This is a genomic window from Maribacter sedimenticola (genome assembly GCF_900188415.1).
Taxonomy (GTDB): domain Bacteria; phylum Bacteroidota; class Bacteroidia; order Flavobacteriales; family Flavobacteriaceae; genus Maribacter; species Maribacter sedimenticola.
Map to the genome: position 1 here is coordinate 251,664 of NZ_FZNV01000004.1, position 18,321 is coordinate 269,984.

General features: G+C 34.5%; 14 protein-coding genes. 1 reads left to right on the forward strand and 13 read right to left on the reverse strand.

Annotation, left to right across the window (positions count from 1 at the left end):
• Window positions 1–20: 20 nt before the first annotated feature.
• The 7 genes from CHB68_RS13610 to CHB68_RS13640 all read right to left on the reverse strand — a co-directional run bounded on the left by CHB68_RS13610 (window position 21) and on the right by CHB68_RS13640 (window position 11,305).
• A complete protein-coding gene (locus CHB68_RS13610; RefSeq protein ID WP_089261547.1) occupies window positions 21–1,742 on the reverse strand; it encodes a carboxypeptidase-like regulatory domain-containing protein in 1,722 nt (573 codons plus the stop codon).
• Between the two features lie 658 nt (window positions 1,743–2,400).
• Window positions 2,401–4,602 (reverse strand): TonB-dependent receptor plug domain-containing protein, encoded by a 2,202-nt coding sequence (locus tag CHB68_RS13615; RefSeq protein ID WP_089261549.1) that lies wholly within the window; start codon window positions 4,600–4,602, stop codon window positions 2,401–2,403.
• Window positions 4,603–4,715: 113 nt separating this feature from the next.
• Window positions 4,716–6,062: a M24 family metallopeptidase gene (locus tag CHB68_RS13620; protein WP_089261551.1), complete on the reverse strand. Its 1,347-nt coding sequence runs from the start codon at window positions 6,060–6,062 to the stop codon at window positions 4,716–4,718.
• 98 nt (window positions 6,063–6,160) lie between these two features.
• On the reverse strand, window positions 6,161–8,149 hold the full coding sequence (locus tag CHB68_RS13625; protein WP_089261553.1) for a vWA domain-containing protein: 1,989 nt from the start codon (window positions 8,147–8,149) through the stop codon (window positions 6,161–6,163).
• 93 nt (window positions 8,150–8,242) lie between these two features.
• Window positions 8,243–9,310, reverse strand: coding sequence for an AMP-binding protein (locus CHB68_RS13630; RefSeq protein WP_089261555.1), 1,068 nt, complete (start codon window positions 9,308–9,310; stop codon window positions 8,243–8,245).
• Window positions 9,297–10,262, reverse strand: coding sequence for a CPBP family intramembrane glutamic endopeptidase (locus CHB68_RS13635; RefSeq protein ID WP_089261557.1), 966 nt, complete (start codon window positions 10,260–10,262; stop codon window positions 9,297–9,299). Before CHB68_RS13635 ends, CHB68_RS13630 begins: the two co-directional genes overlap by 14 nt.
• A complete protein-coding gene (locus CHB68_RS13640; protein ID WP_089261559.1) occupies window positions 10,253–11,305 on the reverse strand; it encodes an o-succinylbenzoate synthase in 1,053 nt (350 codons plus the stop codon). Before CHB68_RS13640 ends, CHB68_RS13635 begins: the two co-directional genes overlap by 10 nt.
• Before the next feature lie 54 nt (window positions 11,306–11,359).
• Between CHB68_RS13640 and CHB68_RS13645 the strand changes: the two genes are divergently transcribed.
• A complete protein-coding gene (locus CHB68_RS13645) occupies window positions 11,360–12,145 on the forward strand; it encodes an SDR family oxidoreductase (protein WP_089261561.1) in 786 nt (261 codons plus the stop codon).
• Between the two features lies 1 nt (window position 12,146).
• Here the strand turns inward: CHB68_RS13645 and CHB68_RS13650 are convergent, their stop codons facing one another.
• The 6 genes from CHB68_RS13650 to CHB68_RS13675 all read right to left on the reverse strand — a co-directional run bounded on the left by CHB68_RS13650 (window position 12,147) and on the right by CHB68_RS13675 (window position 18,300).
• Window positions 12,147–14,120, reverse strand: coding sequence for a tetratricopeptide repeat-containing sensor histidine kinase (locus tag CHB68_RS13650; RefSeq protein WP_089261563.1), 1,974 nt, complete (start codon window positions 14,118–14,120; stop codon window positions 12,147–12,149).
• A gap of 419 nt (window positions 14,121–14,539) precedes the next feature.
• A complete protein-coding gene (locus CHB68_RS13655) occupies window positions 14,540–15,301 on the reverse strand; it encodes a LytR/AlgR family response regulator transcription factor (RefSeq protein WP_089261565.1) in 762 nt (253 codons plus the stop codon).
• A 33-nt stretch (window positions 15,302–15,334) separates the two neighbouring features.
• Window positions 15,335–16,243 carry a 1,4-dihydroxy-2-naphthoate octaprenyltransferase gene (menA, locus tag CHB68_RS13660; RefSeq protein WP_089261567.1) on the reverse strand — a complete coding sequence of 303 codons (909 nt, stop codon included), beginning with the start codon at window positions 16,241–16,243 and terminating at the stop codon, window positions 15,335–15,337.
• Complete coding sequence (locus CHB68_RS13665; protein ID WP_089261569.1) at window positions 16,243–16,854, reverse strand: SPOR domain-containing protein; 612 nt, start codon at window positions 16,852–16,854, stop codon at window positions 16,243–16,245. The genes menA and CHB68_RS13665 overlap by 1 nt, the downstream gene beginning before the upstream one ends.
• A 169-nt stretch (window positions 16,855–17,023) precedes the next feature.
• Window positions 17,024–17,860 carry a CvfB family protein gene (locus CHB68_RS13670; RefSeq protein WP_089261571.1) on the reverse strand — a complete coding sequence of 279 codons (837 nt, stop codon included), beginning with the start codon at window positions 17,858–17,860 and terminating at the stop codon, window positions 17,024–17,026.
• Between the two features lie 95 nt (window positions 17,861–17,955).
• On the reverse strand, window positions 17,956–18,300 hold the full coding sequence (locus CHB68_RS13675; protein ID WP_089261573.1) for a DUF2853 family protein: 345 nt from the start codon (window positions 18,298–18,300) through the stop codon (window positions 17,956–17,958).
• Between the last annotated feature and the right edge of the window lie 21 nt (window positions 18,301–18,321).

Here is an 18,321-nt window from a genome sequence, read left to right on the forward strand (position 1 = left end):
TGATTGGGAAATAATGGATATTATTTCCCAAACTTATTTCTGGCCACAATGGAAAGGAGAGCCCTATTGATATTTTTTTCGGACATTTCAGTGATCTGTATGGTTTCTTTTTGCGAAGGTCTCCCATAATCATAATACACCGTGGTTTTAAGATAGGTAGGGTCAAAACCTTTATTTCCAAGATATTTTAAATTCACTTTCCAGACACCTTCTTGTGTTTCATCAATTAAAAATTGCTTACAAGAGTAGCCCTTGATCTTTTCATCATAAATGCGTTCAGATTCATTTTCCAAACTATGGCTCCACGTAAAATAACGCGCTTGTGGATTTACAAATTGCAAGTCAAATTCCGCCTCACTGTTATTCCACTCAAAAAGTATACGTATACCGCCAATATCCCCATCTATCCTTTCTTCACTGGATATGGATAATTGGTCTGCATGTAAAGCCATAAGATTCGTAGTTTCGGTATCCATAACGGCATCTATACCGTCTTCTATAGGAGCTATAGTATCCAATTTTCTAAAACTTTTGTATCTGGCATAAATACCCAAACCTTTTTGGTATTGTTTATTTACTACGTACATATTGGCAAGATCTCTATAGGATTGTGTATATCTTGGTCTTAACACAAAGATCTTTTTATACAATGATAATGCCTCACCAACCCTATTTTGATTTTCATATAAGTACGCAAGCCCTTTTAATACATTAGGATTATCCTCAAATTTTTGCAAAAGTTTGGTTTCAATTTGGCCTATAAAATCATTAGTAGATTTCTCATTAAAATGTTTTAAGGCAGTCAAGTAAAAGTATGGTGAACTGCCATATATTTTTTCTTGTTCCAGAAAGACCTCCGTAAGTTTATTATTATTAATCGCTTCATCCATTTTGGTAATATAGATAGGATTAGATCGCTTTAACGTACTGGTTGCCATGGACTCATTGTACTTATTGTTCCGTAACTTGGCCTGATCATAAGGTTTATCCGAACCTTCTTCCCGTTTTAAGAACTTTCCTTTTGTATTGATAATGATTACCCCGCCACTGGCAATATTCCCATATTTAATTGAACCTTTTAAACCTGGGATTATCGCAATTCTATCTATACTGCTTAGATCTAAAAAATCTGGAGTCTCCGTAAATATTACCCCATCTATCTCAAATATTGGGGGGCGTGGGTTTTCCAAGGAACCTCCGCCCCTTAATAGCACGGTATTTCCATCTCCACGTCTTAAACCTGGCAGTACACCAATTAAGGCATCGGCGAGGTAAATAGCACTACTATTAATACTGGCACCATCGACAAAATTCATTTCATACCCTGCATTTTCCGCATCTATAAAACCATATGCAGTACGTATGATACTTTTTTTGGTAGCGTATTCAATAGCCATGGATTCTTGACCTTTTAATTTTTTCTGCTCTACGGTTACCTCATCCAATTCCTGAACAACGGGTAACAGCTCTATATTCAATATCTTGGTCACATCCTCCACAATAATCTCTACCGTTTTCATACCCATATAACTAAAGACCAAAATATCCCAGGGACTAGCAATAATTGCATATTTACCATTACTGTCTGTTTGTATACCTGAAGATGATCCTTTTAGAGAAATATTGGCATTAGGTAAAGGAGCGCCATAAGATGTTACAACACCCTTAATTTCTGTTTCACGGGTTTGTGACCATACGGTTAAAGAACTAAAAACAATTAAAAGGCCTAAAAAAGATTTCATAAATAGTGTTTGCCATAAATATATTACAAAATAATGCGATTTCACATCTAAATTTATGAAAACTTAAATCGATAATGCCTTAAGAATTAAGTCTATATATTATTGATGTTTGACGTACTGAATTAACTTTTTTTTAGATGCCTCTTCAATAAAAAGTTAATACAGCCGCACTACAAGGTAATAATAAGTATCTATCACAGAGCCGTACAAGGAACCGAAATTATGAACGTATATTTCATATACACCATATACCTCTTCAGCATTAATACTAGCGTAAAGCTCCTTTAGATAGCGTAGGCCCTTTTTCTAACATCCCTTTTATCAATGGCATTGTTTAGGTAAATATTATCGCGTAATCCAGTCCTTTCGTAAGGTTCATTTATCCCGGGTTGGACGGCCGCATTTTGGAAACCCTCAATATTAATAATTAAAATTGCATCAGTTTCATAACCCCCTTTTTGGCCCCCAATCGTTCCTTAAATCATAACTATTCGTTCAATTCTGTTAATATCGAGCCACATAGGTAATACGCCTTCAAAATAATCTTCAACGCTATTTAAATTAAATAGTTCCTTATAGCCCCTCCCATAGGTTATAAATAAATTATTGAATTAACTTTCCTGAAAGTGGAAACTAATATTGAAATAGGAAAAACAAATTAGTCCACATTTATATTTAAAAGATTCTTCTTTTCATTATAATTAGTGAAATAAACAAAAACTTGTTCTTTTTTTTGTTCCGGATATCCATAATCTCTATATATCGTTGCTTTCAAAACCAAAGGAAGTCCTTTATTTGATTTTAAATCTTGCAATGATACTGCATTGACGATCCATTTTCCATTAGCTTCATCGCCATTAAATTCAAACTCTTCTAACCTAAATTCATTATTAATTTCATTTATTAATCTATCCTTGTTTTCTTCATTGGTATGTTTCCAATTATAATAGCGATTTTTAGGATTTACAAATTGTAGTTCAAATTCTGCTCCAGGGAAATTCCATTCAAAAACCATACGTACTTTGTACTTTAAACTATTTAAATGCTTAGAATCTATACTCAATCCGACCAAATCAGATTTATTTGTAAAAACTAAATTTTTTATTTCTCTATTTAGGGTTTTTGATATTCCATTTGAATAGATACTAGAATTACCATTAAGCATGACATCTAATTTTTTATATGTAAGTTTTGGTTTTCCTTGCTCCTTAAATACTAAAGCTTGGCTCAAATGAGCATTTACATCTTTAGGAACAATATTTATAATTTCATCATTTAATATAGCTGCCAAATCATAATAATCTATACTTGTAAAGGCGAGTGACAAAAGTTTTAAAACTTCAACATTCTCTGGGTTGTTTTCCCATAAATTAGAAAGTATTACCAAAGCTAAGTTTACATCCTTTTCCTTGAAAAAAGAAAAAGCATCCAAATAAAGCATATTGTTTGCTGAATCAGCATTTTTTAAAGTTTTATAAGCATCGTAAGCATCTGAAAGAGATTTAGAAGCTCTAAATGCCTTAGTATATGAAGACTCTTGGTCTATAAATTCACTATTTATATCATAAACGTTATTTTTTAGTAGTGCCTTATCTTCTGTTATCATTTTAGAAGAGCTTGAAGTATTTCCAGTTTTTGTAGTTATCAAAATAACTCCATTTGCACCAGCACTACCCCAAATATTAGTAGCTGCCAAGCCTTTTAAAACCGATACTTTCTCTATGTTTCCAGGGTCAATAAAATTGACATTTATTACATCATTGACAGAGCTTCGGTTTATCGGAATTCCATCAACAACAATCATGGCATTACTATCCATATTTATTGAATGCCTACCTCTTATCTCTGTCTGAGCCAATCCGCCTTCAACACCCGAAGAGTTTTGGGTGGCAACGTTAACACCTGAAATTTTATTCCTTACTACATCACCAGCAGAAGTTTCAACAGCGGCAATTTCATCTGACTCTATTGTTTCTATTTTATATCCTATCCCGTCCTTATTATAAGTATTATAACCATTACTTACATATTCTATTGATTCTTTTTCTTCCACAACAGTTACCTCATCTAACGCAATAAGACTTGACTCCAAAAGTATTTTAGTGTACTTTATAAATTCTACAGGGACAATTTTTAAAATCTTCCCACTAGAATTGGTAACAACAAGAGAATCTCCAACTTGTGCATTTATATTAAAACTACCATCAGCAGCTGTAATAACACTTTGCAAACTACCTTTTAAACCAACGCTTAAATTAGGAGAAGGTTTGGTATCGATATAAACGATACCCTTAAGATTATTTTTAGAATCTTTACTTTTGAATGAAGATTCTTTAGAAATACCTTTAGCATCAGAAGAATTTGCAAAATTGACAAAACTGCTATTATTCCTTAATGCTGTTCGTTGTAAATTTTTTAAATTATGATATATATTAGAATTTATTAGAATACTATTATCTGGCAAAAAGAGGAAATCTTTTTTAAATAATCTATTTCCATCAGTAAAAACCAAAACCTCCTTATCATCATTTATCTTATCATTTAAATTTGAAAAAATACTTGCTCCATCATATGTTATACTAGAAAGCACATCTTTTAATTGCCCCCAATTTCCATTACTTACTTGAAGATGTTGTTCTTGAATATCAATTCCAAACAAAAGTAGTTTTACCTTCATGTTAGGATTATTTGTAAAATACTCATCTAAATATTCAAAATCCAATTGTAAATTTCGCGTTATCATTGAAGATGATTGATCCCAGCAAATGGTAACCTCTTTAAAGGAATTTTGTGTATAACTTATTTGAATACACAAGAAAAACGTAAAGAATAGTTTATAGTACTTTAAATTCTTTTTCATAATAAAAACTTTACAATATCATCATAAAATATTGAACAACAGACTATTACGGTAAATCTATTTTAAAAATAAAGAACATTTACACTGAGGAAAATAATCTAACCTGCATAATACTAATTACCCTGATGCCCTTTTACCCTTGGAATCAACAAAAGTTCTGTTTGTCTACCATTTACATATCTAAAGCCTTCCTCACCATAATAACCGGCTTCTTCAAGCATAATGCGGATATCCCTGTTCCATTCAGGAATGTTGACCGTAGTATTTAATTCAATAGCATATACGGTATTTGGATTCAACGGATAATTCTCTCCATCATCTTTCATGACTCCACCTTGAGCATCCCACATACCTATTGTAGTACCGGCGGAATGTCCGTACATCCCCAAAGGATGGGTGTATATAGAAGGCTTAAGACCGGCATCCTTGGCCTGTTTTAAGGACATTGCCAAAATTTCATTCCCCGTTCTACCGTTTACCATATTGGTAGTCAAGAAGTCTTGTACTCTATTTCCATCGTTTAGTCCGTTGATCAAGAAATCCGGAGCTGTTAGTTCTTCGGGTTTTAAAACATAGGCCAATTCTTGGCAGTCCGTATTCAGCCTTAGATAGGTAATGCCAAAATCACAATGTACCAAGTCTCCCGGTAAAATAACCATGTCCTCTGGTCTACCGGAAAACGAATATAAGTGACTTACCAGTTGCTCTTTACTACGTTGCACATCTACCGTTGGGTGAAACCATGTTTCCAATCCAAGATCAGTTACTTTTTGACGCATCCACCATTCCACATCAGAAGTTGTGGTAATACCTGGAGTAATAACTTTTTCAGAAAAAGCTTCTGCAATAATATCGTGTGTAATATCTACCAATTGATCATAAATGACCATTTCACGTTCTGATCTTGTCTCGATCCAACGTACGGCAAGTTGCTCTGCAGATGTGACTTTTGATGTGAACTTTTTAGGCAGATTCGCCATAAATTCATCATAATCGGTTTTATCCAATCCGTCTGCAATATTATGGTCCTTGGAAAAATTGAGTCCAATTTTCTTTGGATTTCTTTCTGATATCAATTGCATTAATCTTTTCCATTGATCGGGCTCTTTCTCCTTATCCCAAGCAGAGACAATATTCTTACCCACATTATAACGAGCAACAGCAAGTTTTTCAATTGTATTTTTGGCCTTGTCCCTATAAAACAACAGAATTGTTCTTCTACGGGCATTAAGCCATGTAGCGGGCAGCATTGTTTTCAGCACCGGATCTTCATTATACTCCCTAGATATGACTACCCACATATCTATATTGGCGGCATCCATTAGTTGCGGCAATAGATTATTAAAACGATCGTCTAGAATTTCATCTATAACAATGGCTCTTTCTTTTTCGCTGAGGATTTGTTGGGCGTTGATTTTAGCAATAAAAAAAATGCAAAGAAAAAGGAATAGGTTTTTCATGTTCGTTATTTAGTTTGGTCTTTAAAATACGAAATAACATACTTTCAATATTACCTATTCCTTAAAATCCGTTAAATATTATAGATTGAATAAAATCATTAATTATCCATTACCAATCTTTCATTATAACTTTTAACCAACCTGACAAATTCAGCCCTATAACCATTTTCATCTTTACCCCTGCCCTGCTCAGCTAATTGAACAATAGTGTTAACTGAGGTATTGTTAGTAAATGCCGATTGCCTTAATTGTTGCCCGAATAATGCTACAGCAGCGGCAAATTGAAAGTCTTTGGACATTTCTTTAATAATAGCATTCTGTACATGAACCAATTCAATACTTTTATTTCCATCAGGTTTCTTATACCTGAATTTTACCGTAAACAACTCGTCAGAAAACGTATTATTATTTATAGGATCAACATATTTTAATTTAATATCATCTTTTGTATAATTTGAGGAACCACCTACTTCCACAATCTCATATAGTGCAGTTACCTTATGCCCGCTACCCATTTCACCGGCGTCCTTGGCATCATTGGTAAAATCCTCATCTGCCAACAATCTGTTTTCATATCCAATTAATCTATAGGACTTTACTTTGGCTGGATTGAACTCTACTTGTAATTTTACATCTTTTGCAATGGTAAATAAAGTACCCCCAAATTCCTTACCAAATAATTTTTGAGCCTCTTGCATAGTATCGATATAGCCATGGTTGCCATTACCTTTATCCGCTAAAGTTTCCAGTTTAGAATCTTTGTAGTTCCCCATACCAAAACCTAGTACAGAAAGATAAACTCCAGACGCTCTTTTGCCTGTAATAAGTTTTTCCATTTCCTTATCGTTTGATAGACCTACATTAAAATCACCATCAGTTGCCAATATAACCCTATTGTTACCATGCTTTTTATAGTTTTTCTCCGCTAACTTATATGCTAATTCTATACCCTCTCCACCAGCTGTAGAACCACCTGCCTCAAGCGTATTTAAAGCGTTTATAATCTTCGCCTTGTCCTTACCGGAAGTAGGCTCAAGTACCACACCTGCCGCACCTGCATACACCACTATGGACACCTTGTCTTTTTCCCTTAATTGATTTATTAAAAGTTTGAACGCCGATTTCAGTAATGGCAATTTGTTTTCACTTGACATGGAACCGGAAACATCAATAAGAAACGTAAGGTTGGATGCAGGTAATTCCTCATTTAGGTATTCTTTTCCTTGTAAACCAATGCGGACTAGTTTAGTATCTTCATTCCACGGAGTTTGTGCAACCTCGGTATGTACGGAAAAAGGGTGTTGACCTTTTGGTTGCGGATAGTCATAATCAAAGTAATTAATCATTTCTTCAATCTTGACCGCATCAATTGGAACCTGTTGCCCCCTATTTATGAATCTTCTAATGTTACTATAAGCGGCTTTATCCACATCAATTGAAAAAGTAGACAACGGATTGACACCAACATTATGGAACTGATTTTCATAGATGCTGGCATAATTTTCATCGTTCTTAACAGGATAATTTCCTTTTTTTATTTCGAAAGGCGGCTGTACAGTATGGTTGTATTGCTTTTCTACAGGAGCTCCTTCAACAAGGTACAAAGGGCTTTTTACTGCACCTCTAACTTTTTTATGTTGTACAGAACTTATTCCTCTAATATTAACACCGCTTACCTTACCCTGTAAAAGGCTACTGATGTCAGTATTGGAAGATTGTTTATTTATATTGGTAACAGCACCCGTTATTTGAGATTTTCTTTGAATACCATACCCTGTAACGACAACCTCTTGTAACATTTCATAATCTTCTTCAAGAGACACATTAATGATCAACTTATCTTTTATTTTAACTTCATGAGTTTTGTAACCAACATATTTATATTCCAATTTGGCCCCTTGCCGCACCGTTAAAACATAATGCCCATCAAAGTCGGTTTGAGTACTGTTGCTTGTTCCTTTTTCCAGTACATGTGCCCCAGGTAATGGGTTTCCATTATGATCATAAACAAAACCAGATATTTCAACCTGTTGCGAAAACATCCAAAAGCCACTGAGAAGAAAAAATAAGAAAGTTGCGTTTTTCATAATAATTGGTTTAAAGTTTGAGTAATAAACCTATTATGAAAAGTGCTTTATAAAAATGATAAATGAGTAAACTACTATTTACAGCTAGGGAAGTTAAGTTTTCAATAAGGACAACGTTTTAAAGCGTTGTATTTTTCCGCTTTCCGTACGTATAAATTCTTTTAACACCACAATCGATTTTGGCTTCTCAAATTTTTTAAAATCAGTAATGGTATCCAGTGTTTGCTTAATATCCTCCTTAACGCCATTTTCAACTACCAAAACCACTTTCTCTCCTAAATCTTCATCTGCAATACCTGCAACAAAAAACGGAATATCCATATAATTTGAAATTACTTTTTCAATATGTTCCGGATGTACCTTTACCCCGCCGGAATTAATAACATTGTCAAACCTACCCAGCCAATAAAATTCCTTGGTAGAGATTATGTCCACAACATCATTGGTTATTACTGGTTCATCTGAAATATTTGGAGCGTTAATTACCAAACAACCTCTTGCATCGGTTGAAATTTCTATATTTGGCAAAACCGTAAAAGGAGTATTTTTTGCCATTTTATTGTTCAACGGTTTTACAGCTATATGGGTAATGGTCTCTGTCATACCATAAGTTTCATAACTACTATTATCAATACCCTTTAATTCTTCTCTTATAGAATTTGAAATTGGCGCACCACCAATAATTAATTTTTTAATAAGGTTGAGTTTGGATAGAGAATTGGCAACTTGCATGGGTACCATAGCACCAAAATCAAACGATCTGTCAACAAATTCCAACGGACTTGAAGTAGGCGATACGAAATGGATATCTAACCCCAATACCATAGCCCTAACCAACATCATTTTACCAGCAATATAGGTTGCCGGTAAACATAGTAAAACAGAGGATTTTGAAGTTAAATTAAAATAGTTGCCCGTTGCCAAAGCACTATTTACCATCTGCTCTTTTTTTAAAGCAATATCTTTTGGTGTTCCTGTAGATCCAGATGTTTTTACCAATATGGTTGGTGAACTATCTATCCAATCCAGAATAAACCCACCAATATGCATTTCAAATTCTTCGCCTTCCTTGATCAAACTATAACCAAGTTCCAGTAGGTCATCCTTACTGTATAGACGACCATATATTGAAAAATATGGGTGTATCCTAGTGTTGTACAATTTCCTCTTTTTCCGTATTTAAAAATTCTTCCCTGGATACAACTTTACCGGCAAGTTTCTCTTTCCAATTGGTCCATTTGTATTTTTTGGAAAATAAAATCAGTAAAATAGGAAATACGACCAAAACCGGCACAAGAATATCCCAACCTAGCACGGGGTCAGAAATATCACGGTATAACGAATCCGTTTGAAATGCGGTCCAATCTGCGGTAACCAATAAGGCAGTGGTAAGGTTATTGGCAGCATGAAAGCCCAATGCCAATTCCAGACCTTCATCCATTAATGTAATAATACCCAGAAAAAAGCCGGTACCAATATAAAATACCAATATACCGTATCCTAATTTTTCCACCTCAGGGTTCATGATATGAAGTAAACCGAACAACAAGGAAGTAAACACTAATGGGAACCACTTATTTTTTGTCATAGTGCCCAACCCTTGCATCATGTATCCCCGCATAAAATATTCTTCCATACTCGTTTGAAGCGGAATCATAAAAACAGCTACTATTGCAAGTACAATAAAAGGAACAGGTTTAAAATTAAATTCGTAATCTTCCGGAGACAGCCAAATATCCAAAAATATAAAACCTACCGATATTGCGGACCATAGAAAAAATGCAAACCAAACACGCTTAAAATCTACTTTTTTACGTGAAGTAGTCAGAGATGTCAATGATTGCTTATGAAGATACTTTACAAATACGAAAATGGAAATTAACGCTATTGCAAAAGTCAATAACATGAGAAACAAAAACAAATTGGAACCCAATACCAATGACATTCTACCAATATCGCCACTGATCATGGCAGACATACCACCATCTTTTAGGGCCAAAGCAGCAATTAACGGAATAGCAGCAATTATTTGCCAAACAAACAGCACCCCTAAAATTCCCAAAATATAACGCCAACCCTCACTTAAACCTTTATACGCTTGTTCTATATACATATACTTCTAATTAACCCTTTATTCCAATTTTGCGATTTATTATATAACAAACATCCATTCTTTACTTGCAACGGGCTTTCTAAATTATTGGTGAACAAAGCACCGGTACCAAGACCTTGCGGCATATGGTTGCCCAAGGTAGCTGTCCATTGGGCTATGGCGTTCAACCCTACATTGCTCTCCAATGCGCTAGTGATCCACCACCCTATGCTATTTTCCTGCGCAAGGGAAATCCATTCATTACTACCTGCAATACCACCCACCAGACTAGGCTTTAAAATGATATACTGAGGTTGTATAGTTTGCAGCAACTCATTCTTTTTAGTTACATCTGTCACCCCAATTAATTCTTCATCAAGAGCAATGGGCAAAGGGGTATCTCTACAGAGTTTTTGCATTTCCTGCCATTGTCCCTGTTTAATAGGCTGTTCTATGGAATGTAGATCCAGTTTTGATAATGTTTTTAATTTATCTAAAGCCTCATTAGGTAAAAATGCACCATTTGCGTCTACACGCAATTCAATTTCTTTTTTAGAATAGCGCTGTCTAATAGACTTTAACAATGCTACTTCCGTATCAAAATCAATGGCACCTATTTTCATTTTAATACAGGTAAAGCCGTTTTCTAACTTGTCCTCTATTTGCCTATGCATAAATTCCTTATCGCCCATCCAAACCAAGCCATTAATGGCTATGGGCTGCTGGTCTTTAACAAATGAAGATTCAAATAAATGAAAGGGGTTTTTAGAACGAAGCGATAAAAAGGCCTGTTCAATACCAAATTGAATACTTGGAAAGTTAGATAATTGGCTTATTAATTCAGTTTCACCTAAATCAATGTTCTTGGTTACCCAATTACATTTTTCTTCATATTCAGGTACATCATCAAAACTAAGACCTCTAAAAAGTCCACATTCACCAATACCCCAGGATACGCCATCTTCCAAAAAAAGAAACCATGTTTCCTTAGTCTTTAAGATTCCTCTAGAAGTGCCACTTGGGTTTTTAAAATTGAGTAAATACTTTTTAAAAGATGCTTTCATATAATCCTTCAAATTTAGCTATATTTTCACTTTAATACCGTTGAAAATAAAAGTATGGAAGATAAGGTTATTTGGATTACGGGTGCTTCTTCTGGAATTGGGGAAGCTTTGGCCTATGAATTAAATAAAATGGGCTGTAAACTGATCTTATCGGCAAGACGTACCACTGCACTCAACATGGTAAAGAGCAATTGTCACTTTCCAGAATTGACCAAAATACTGTCTTTGGACCTTACCGATTTTGATACGCTGGAAAATGTTACGGCAGAAGCAATTTCCCTATTTGGAAAAATTGACATCCTTATCAACAATGGTGGATTAAGCCAACGTTCCTTAATCATTGATACCAGTTTTGAAGTTTATCAACAAATGGTCAATGTAAACTATTTGGGAACCATAAAACTAACAAAGCATTTATTGCCGTTTTTTGTACAACAACAAGAAGGCCATTTTGTAACCGTCACTAGTTTAATGGGCAAGTTTTCATCACCCTATCGTTCCGGGTACTGTGGTGCCAAACATGCCCTACACGGTTTTTTTGACGCCTTACGTATGGAGCATGAAAAGGACAACGTTTCCGTTACATTGATTTGCCCGGGTTTTATACAGACCAATGTAGCCAAGAATGCCTTAACAGGTGATGGTAGAGCCTTACAAAAGGAGGATGAGGCAACAGAGAACGGAATGCCCGTACAGCGGTGTGCCCAACAAATTATAAAAGCAATACATCAAAAAAAATATGAAGCCTATATTGGGGGCAAAGAAAAATACGGAATTTACCTAAAACGGTTTTTCCCTAAAATGTTACACAAAATTGTAATGAAAAGTAAGGTTAGGTAAGCTATTTAAAGTTGAACCAAAAACGCACCCCATCAGTAGTCTTATCTGTATTTAAGGTTGTCTGTAGTTGATTGGCCAACCTACTCATTAACCTAAAGCCCATAGACGATTTAGCCCGTTCTTCAGAATCATCAGGTAAACCTATACCATTGTCGGTATATTCAAAAAAGCCTTCCTTACCAACCATTTTTCGCAAATGAATATATATTTTTCCGTTGCTATCATCATGTGGAAAAGCATATTTAAATGAATTGGAAACCAGCTCGTTCAAAATGAGTCCAAAGGGTATGGCACGATCAATATCCAATTCAACACCTTCGGCATCTATAGCAATGTTGATATTGTGTCCTCCTTTTTTATATACAGATTGTATACTATTGATCAAACTTTCTATATAGCCTTGCATTTCTATTACGGACAAGTCATCGTTCTGATATAATTTTTGATGTATCAAAGCCATGGCCTTGACCCTACTTTTACCTTCTTCCAATGCCTCTATAGCTGCTTTACTGGTCGTGTTTTTTGTTTGTAAACTTAATAGACTGGAAACCATCTGTAGGTTATTCTTTACCCTATGGTGAATTTCCTTGAGCAAGGAATCCTTTTCTACCAGTGCATTTTCTATAATAAATTTCTGTTCGGCAATTAAACGCTGGTTTTTAATACTTTTTAAATACGCGTATACCAAACCTGCAAAACCGATCAAGGTAAAAATCAAGGAGACAAATACTAGACTTATCTTATCATCCCGTGCCTTTATATCTTTTCTTGACTCTTCAAGCTCAGCCTTTTGCATCTCCATCATTTTTCTGGAGTTTTCCAAATCTTGGGCCACAACAGAAGTCAACTGCTGGTTTATAATATTAGAAGCCTGGGCATCTATGGAATCCCGTATTTTAATATTCCGCTTTAAATAAAACGTTGCATTCTTAAAATCGCCGGTCTTATAATAAAAATCAGCATAGATTCTATTACGCTTAAGAATATTCTCCGTTTTAACGGGTGTCATATCATCGCTCAAATAGTCGGTAGCTTTTGCAAAATTGTCCAGTTTTAAATAGCAATCTGCCAGTGCTAAGGTATTTTCAATAAAGTCCGAAGAAAACTTGCTCTTATTGAAGGTTTTAATAATGTCCCTACTTTCCTCCAAATAAGGAATTGCTTTTTCATATTCTTTAAGCTGTAAATGGCATTTACCAATATTACCAATTATAATGGCTTTTAAAATTTTACCATCGGTAATTTCCTTATCTGTTCTTTGATTGGTAACATCACTAAGGAATACTTGGATTAATCCTTCTGATTTTTTAAAATAACTTAAGGCCGTGGGTGCAGATTTGTCCAATCTAAGATATTCCCCAATAGTATTGTTATAGATGGCTTGACCGTAATAATCGTCATCTTTCAATTCTTTTTTCTCCTCGGTCATATAATCTGTCATTGCCTTTCTATATTGCCCAAGGCTGGCATAAATATCATAAAAGGCAATATTTTCGGTTAAACCAAGCTCTCGTTTTATGCGCCTAACCTCTATTTGATTGGAGAACATCTGTAATTTGGCGTAATTATCATCCAAGAGGTCCAAGATGGTCTTCTTGAGTTCCATATCCAATTCATCAAGATTGTCATACAATGATTTTGAAATGGCCAAACTTTTTTGGTAGTTGCCAAGGTCATAGTAAATCTGTGATTGAATAAGTTGGTAATTTCTTATTGACGCCGTATCCTTGGTTTTTTCAGAACTGTTTAAATATACCTTTACGGTATCTAACCAATCATACGGGGAAACTTGATTATATCTATTTGGAGTGTTGAAGAAAAAAAACGTACGTAGTTCGCCGTTCTCCAATTCTTGAAATTGCTTATAGTAATCTTCATTTTGCATTGAAAGGTCTTCTTGCTGTGCACATACTACAAATGAGTATACACTGAACAACAGCGACCAGATCAAATTTAAAATTAGATTCCTTTTCATATAAACTTAAAAGTAGATTCAAACATATAACAAATACCTGTTTCTACTAAATTTTTGTTGTGAACCTAAGTTATATTGACATCAATAAACTTTTGGTCCAAAAAGTGTGTTCTAGTTACTTTTCTTAACAAATCAATATTTCAACATAATCATTGTTCAATATTCCAAGTGGTCCTTGATATTTAAAACGCACGATTATGTGGATTTGTACTACTACAAATTTAAAAAATAGCCCTCCTTCTTATTTTAATTTGTTGTGTAACCTCCTATATATGTTGTGAAACTATTTTTAACGGCAGAACGATGTATTTCACCGATAAAACAAAACACTTTACCGATGAAAATAATCCATTCATCTATAAGATGTGCATAAAAAAACACCATCACTGGTGCTTTAGTATATGTTATGGTACATCTATCTACGAATTCATTGCAGAGATGATGAACTCTTTAAAATCTTTTGAAATAGGTATCAGCGTATTATTTATCATAATATCTTTTGAATTAATGGCATCAATGTGGTCCACATTAACGATATATGATTTATGTGCCCTATAAAACTTATTCTGTGGCAATTTTTCCAAATAGTCTTTTAAAGGTGATCGGACCAAAAATTTCTTATCTACCGTATTCACTTCTAAATAAACGTTATCCGCTTTAATAAATTGGATATCGCCAAATTGAATTCTGTAATATAAATGTTGTTTTTTTACGAATATAGAGTCCTTTAAAATAGAATTGGACATAGGAACATCCTCGTTGACCGTTTCATTGGATAATCCTTTAGAAAGATTTTGCTTGCCATAGATAAAATTGGATAACGCAATTTCAATAGAGGTGTACAAATCTTGTTGCTCAAAAGGTTTTACTAAATAACCATTTGGTTTAACCGTCTTGGCATTTTCAACCGTAGCCCTATCTGAGTTTGAGGTTACGAAAATAAATGGAATGTCATAATTATCCCTAATATGCTTTCCTAGGTCAATACCGGTTTTATCAGAAGCAAGAATAATATCGATAAGTACCAAATCTACCTGTTGCGTTTTTAATACCTCTACCGCTTGTTCGTAAACAATAACATTGTCTACTATTTCATATCCTATTTCCTCTAACATGGACTGCATATCATCCGCGATAATTACATTGTCCTCAACAATTAGAATTTTAATGGGTTGTTCCAAGGTTTAAAATGGTTTAGAAGGTTACAATCAAAATTACAAAAAATAATAATAACTAATAAAAAACAGCATTGCCGTTAAAAAAGTACTCAGTGCCAATTTTTTAAGCTCTGGGTCCAGATCCGCTTCATTTTCCGTTACGGCTACCTTGCGCATATGAACGAACACAGGCAAGAATCCAATAAGACTTACATAACGCAAATGTGATCCATTTGTTGTGAGCAAAAAGGAAAACAGACATAAAAATGCACCGATCAATAAAATGTAATGGTAATTTTTGGCCCTGGGATACCCCATTTTAACAACGACCGTATTTTTACCGACCGCTTTATCTGATCTATGATCCCGCATATTGTTTAAATTCAGCACACCAACACTTAGTAGCCCTATAGCCATGGCCGGTAGCATTGCTAACGGATAAAATGCCTTAACGAATAAAAAATGAGTACCTAAAACACTTACCAGACCAAAAAAAATGAATACAAAAACATCTCCCAATCCGTTATAGCCGTATGCAGATTTACCCACTGTGTACTTAATGGCCGCCCAAATTGCAAAACCACCAAGAAATAAAAAAAGCAGTACATAACCAACATGAGCCATTCCAAAAGATAACAGTATTAAAGAAACAACCAATAAAATGTTGATTATAATGCTGATATAAATTCCGTTTTTTAATTGTGTTGCAGTTAGAAGACCACTTTGCAGTGCTCTTTGTGGACCAATTCTATCTGTATTATCCGTACCTTTTATACCATCCCCATAATCATTGGCAAAATTGGAAGTTATCTGAAGACCAACCGTTGTTAACAATGCTAGAAATAGAATATTATTATTACTATAACCTTGCCATGAAGCTATAGCGGCACCTACCAGTATTCCGGAAATTGATAAAGGAAGAGTTCGTAATCTTGCAGCGTTAAGCCACGCTTTTAATTTGGTCACTAATAAGGGTCTTCAATTTGAATACGCTTACCGTCCTTGTAAGATGCTACGAAAGCGTCATCAAAGCCAAGATCTACCAATTGCTTTCTAAATGACTGAGCTTCTTCCAGTGTTTCAAAATTTCCTAAGGAGTAGGAATAAAATGGATTGGTCTTAACGAATAGTGTATTTGTTAAAGCCTCTGATGCCAATGTAATATTGTTATCAACAAAGGATTTAACCTGTACGGAATAAATCTTTTCCTTTTGAAGAAATTCCTTGGCCAAATAAAACTCTTTTACCAAGCTCAATTCTTCATTCTGCTCCTTCAGATTATCAATACGAGCTTTAATGGCATCTAAACTATCTATAGAGGTAAATACCAAATCACTATTATTATTCTTCTTATTGAATCCTCCAGAAATACTAATGCCAGCCGTTAACGATCCAAAGGCAATACCTGCCAAGATAAAGAACGTGGTAATCCCCGCAAAAATATTGCGTTGAATCTTACTCTTTTTTAATTCCTTATTCTTGAACTTTATCTGGTCTAATAGACGCTCATTAATAATTTGCGCCTTATCGACATCTTTATGTAATTCCAATAAATCACTCTCTTCTATAAAAGGCATATAACTGGGGTAATTTTTATTCTTAAAGCTAAATGTAAGCTAAAAACTGTAAATAACTTTTCATTTACTACGAAAATAAAATTATTTGATTAGTCTAACAACATTCCTGCTAAGAATTTAATCTATAAATCTGCAAATCAACTAATTAAGAAATTTCTCACAATAAGAGTTAATCCTCATTGAGTGAAATTCCATCAGATTCCAATTTAATCTTTCGTTCTTTATAAAGGGTACCTACACCTTTTTTAAATGTTTTTTTACTCATCTGGAAAGTATCCCTAATCTCTTCTGGGGAAGATTTATCATGCAAAGGCAAAAATCCGCCATGCTCTTTCAATACCTCGTAAATCTTAGTTGCCGCAGGTTCCAAGACCTTTGCTCCCAAAGGCTGCAATGAAATATCCAATTTATTATCCTTTCTTATGGTCTTTATACAACCAGGAATAACATCCCCAATATTAATAGGCTTAAATACTTCGTTAAAATACACCAATCCTTTGTGTCTTTCATTAACAATAACTTCCCAACCTAAATCTGTCTGCCTGGTAACAACCAGGTCCACTTGTTCCCATACCTTTAGGTCTATATTATCGTTGCTCAGAAATTTATCCAATTTGTTGGAAGCTACCAATCTGCTGGAGCGTTCATCCAAATAACAATGCACAACGTACCACTGCCCTTCTTTCATCTTTACGCGTTGCTCCCTGAACGGGACCAAAAGATGTTTTTCCAAGCCCCATTCCATAAAAGCCCCAAATTCATTGACCTCAGCCACTTGCAATAATCTGAATTCCCCTAGCATAATATCCGGCTCCAAAGTGGTAGCTACAGGTCTCTCATCATAATCTAAATAACAAAATACCTTTATCTTTTCACCAATTTCATATGTGGAAGGCACATATTTATTGGGTAACAATACATCATTACCCTCTTCGTCACCTAAAAAAAGACCTACACTGGTATCTCTTAAGATTTCAAGATTATTTATACGTCCTAATTCTATCATGGCACAAAATTACATTTTATAATCTATAAACCTAACGGTAAAAAAAAGACCGTTGCCAAAATTGGCAACGGTCTTTAAATTGTACATTCAAAATTCTATTTATCGTAAACAGACGCTTTCTTAAAATGTTTACAAAGCATATAGTAAATAACGGCTCTATGCTTATTTCTATTTGATGAACCATACTTATCCATTACGGTCTTAATAGCATCATCTAGCTTGGAATCATCCGCTAAACCTAATTTCTTAATCAAGTAATTATTTTTAACCGTATCCAATTCCTTTTGATCACTTCCAGAAACTTTGGAAGCATCTATATTATAAATTGAAGGTCCAAGACCAACAGTTACTTTTTTAAGCAAATCCATATCCGCGTTTTCACCAAATTTATCTTTGATGTCAGCAGCATACTTTTCAATTAAATCATCTCTTTTACTCATGTTAGTGTGTTATAATTAATG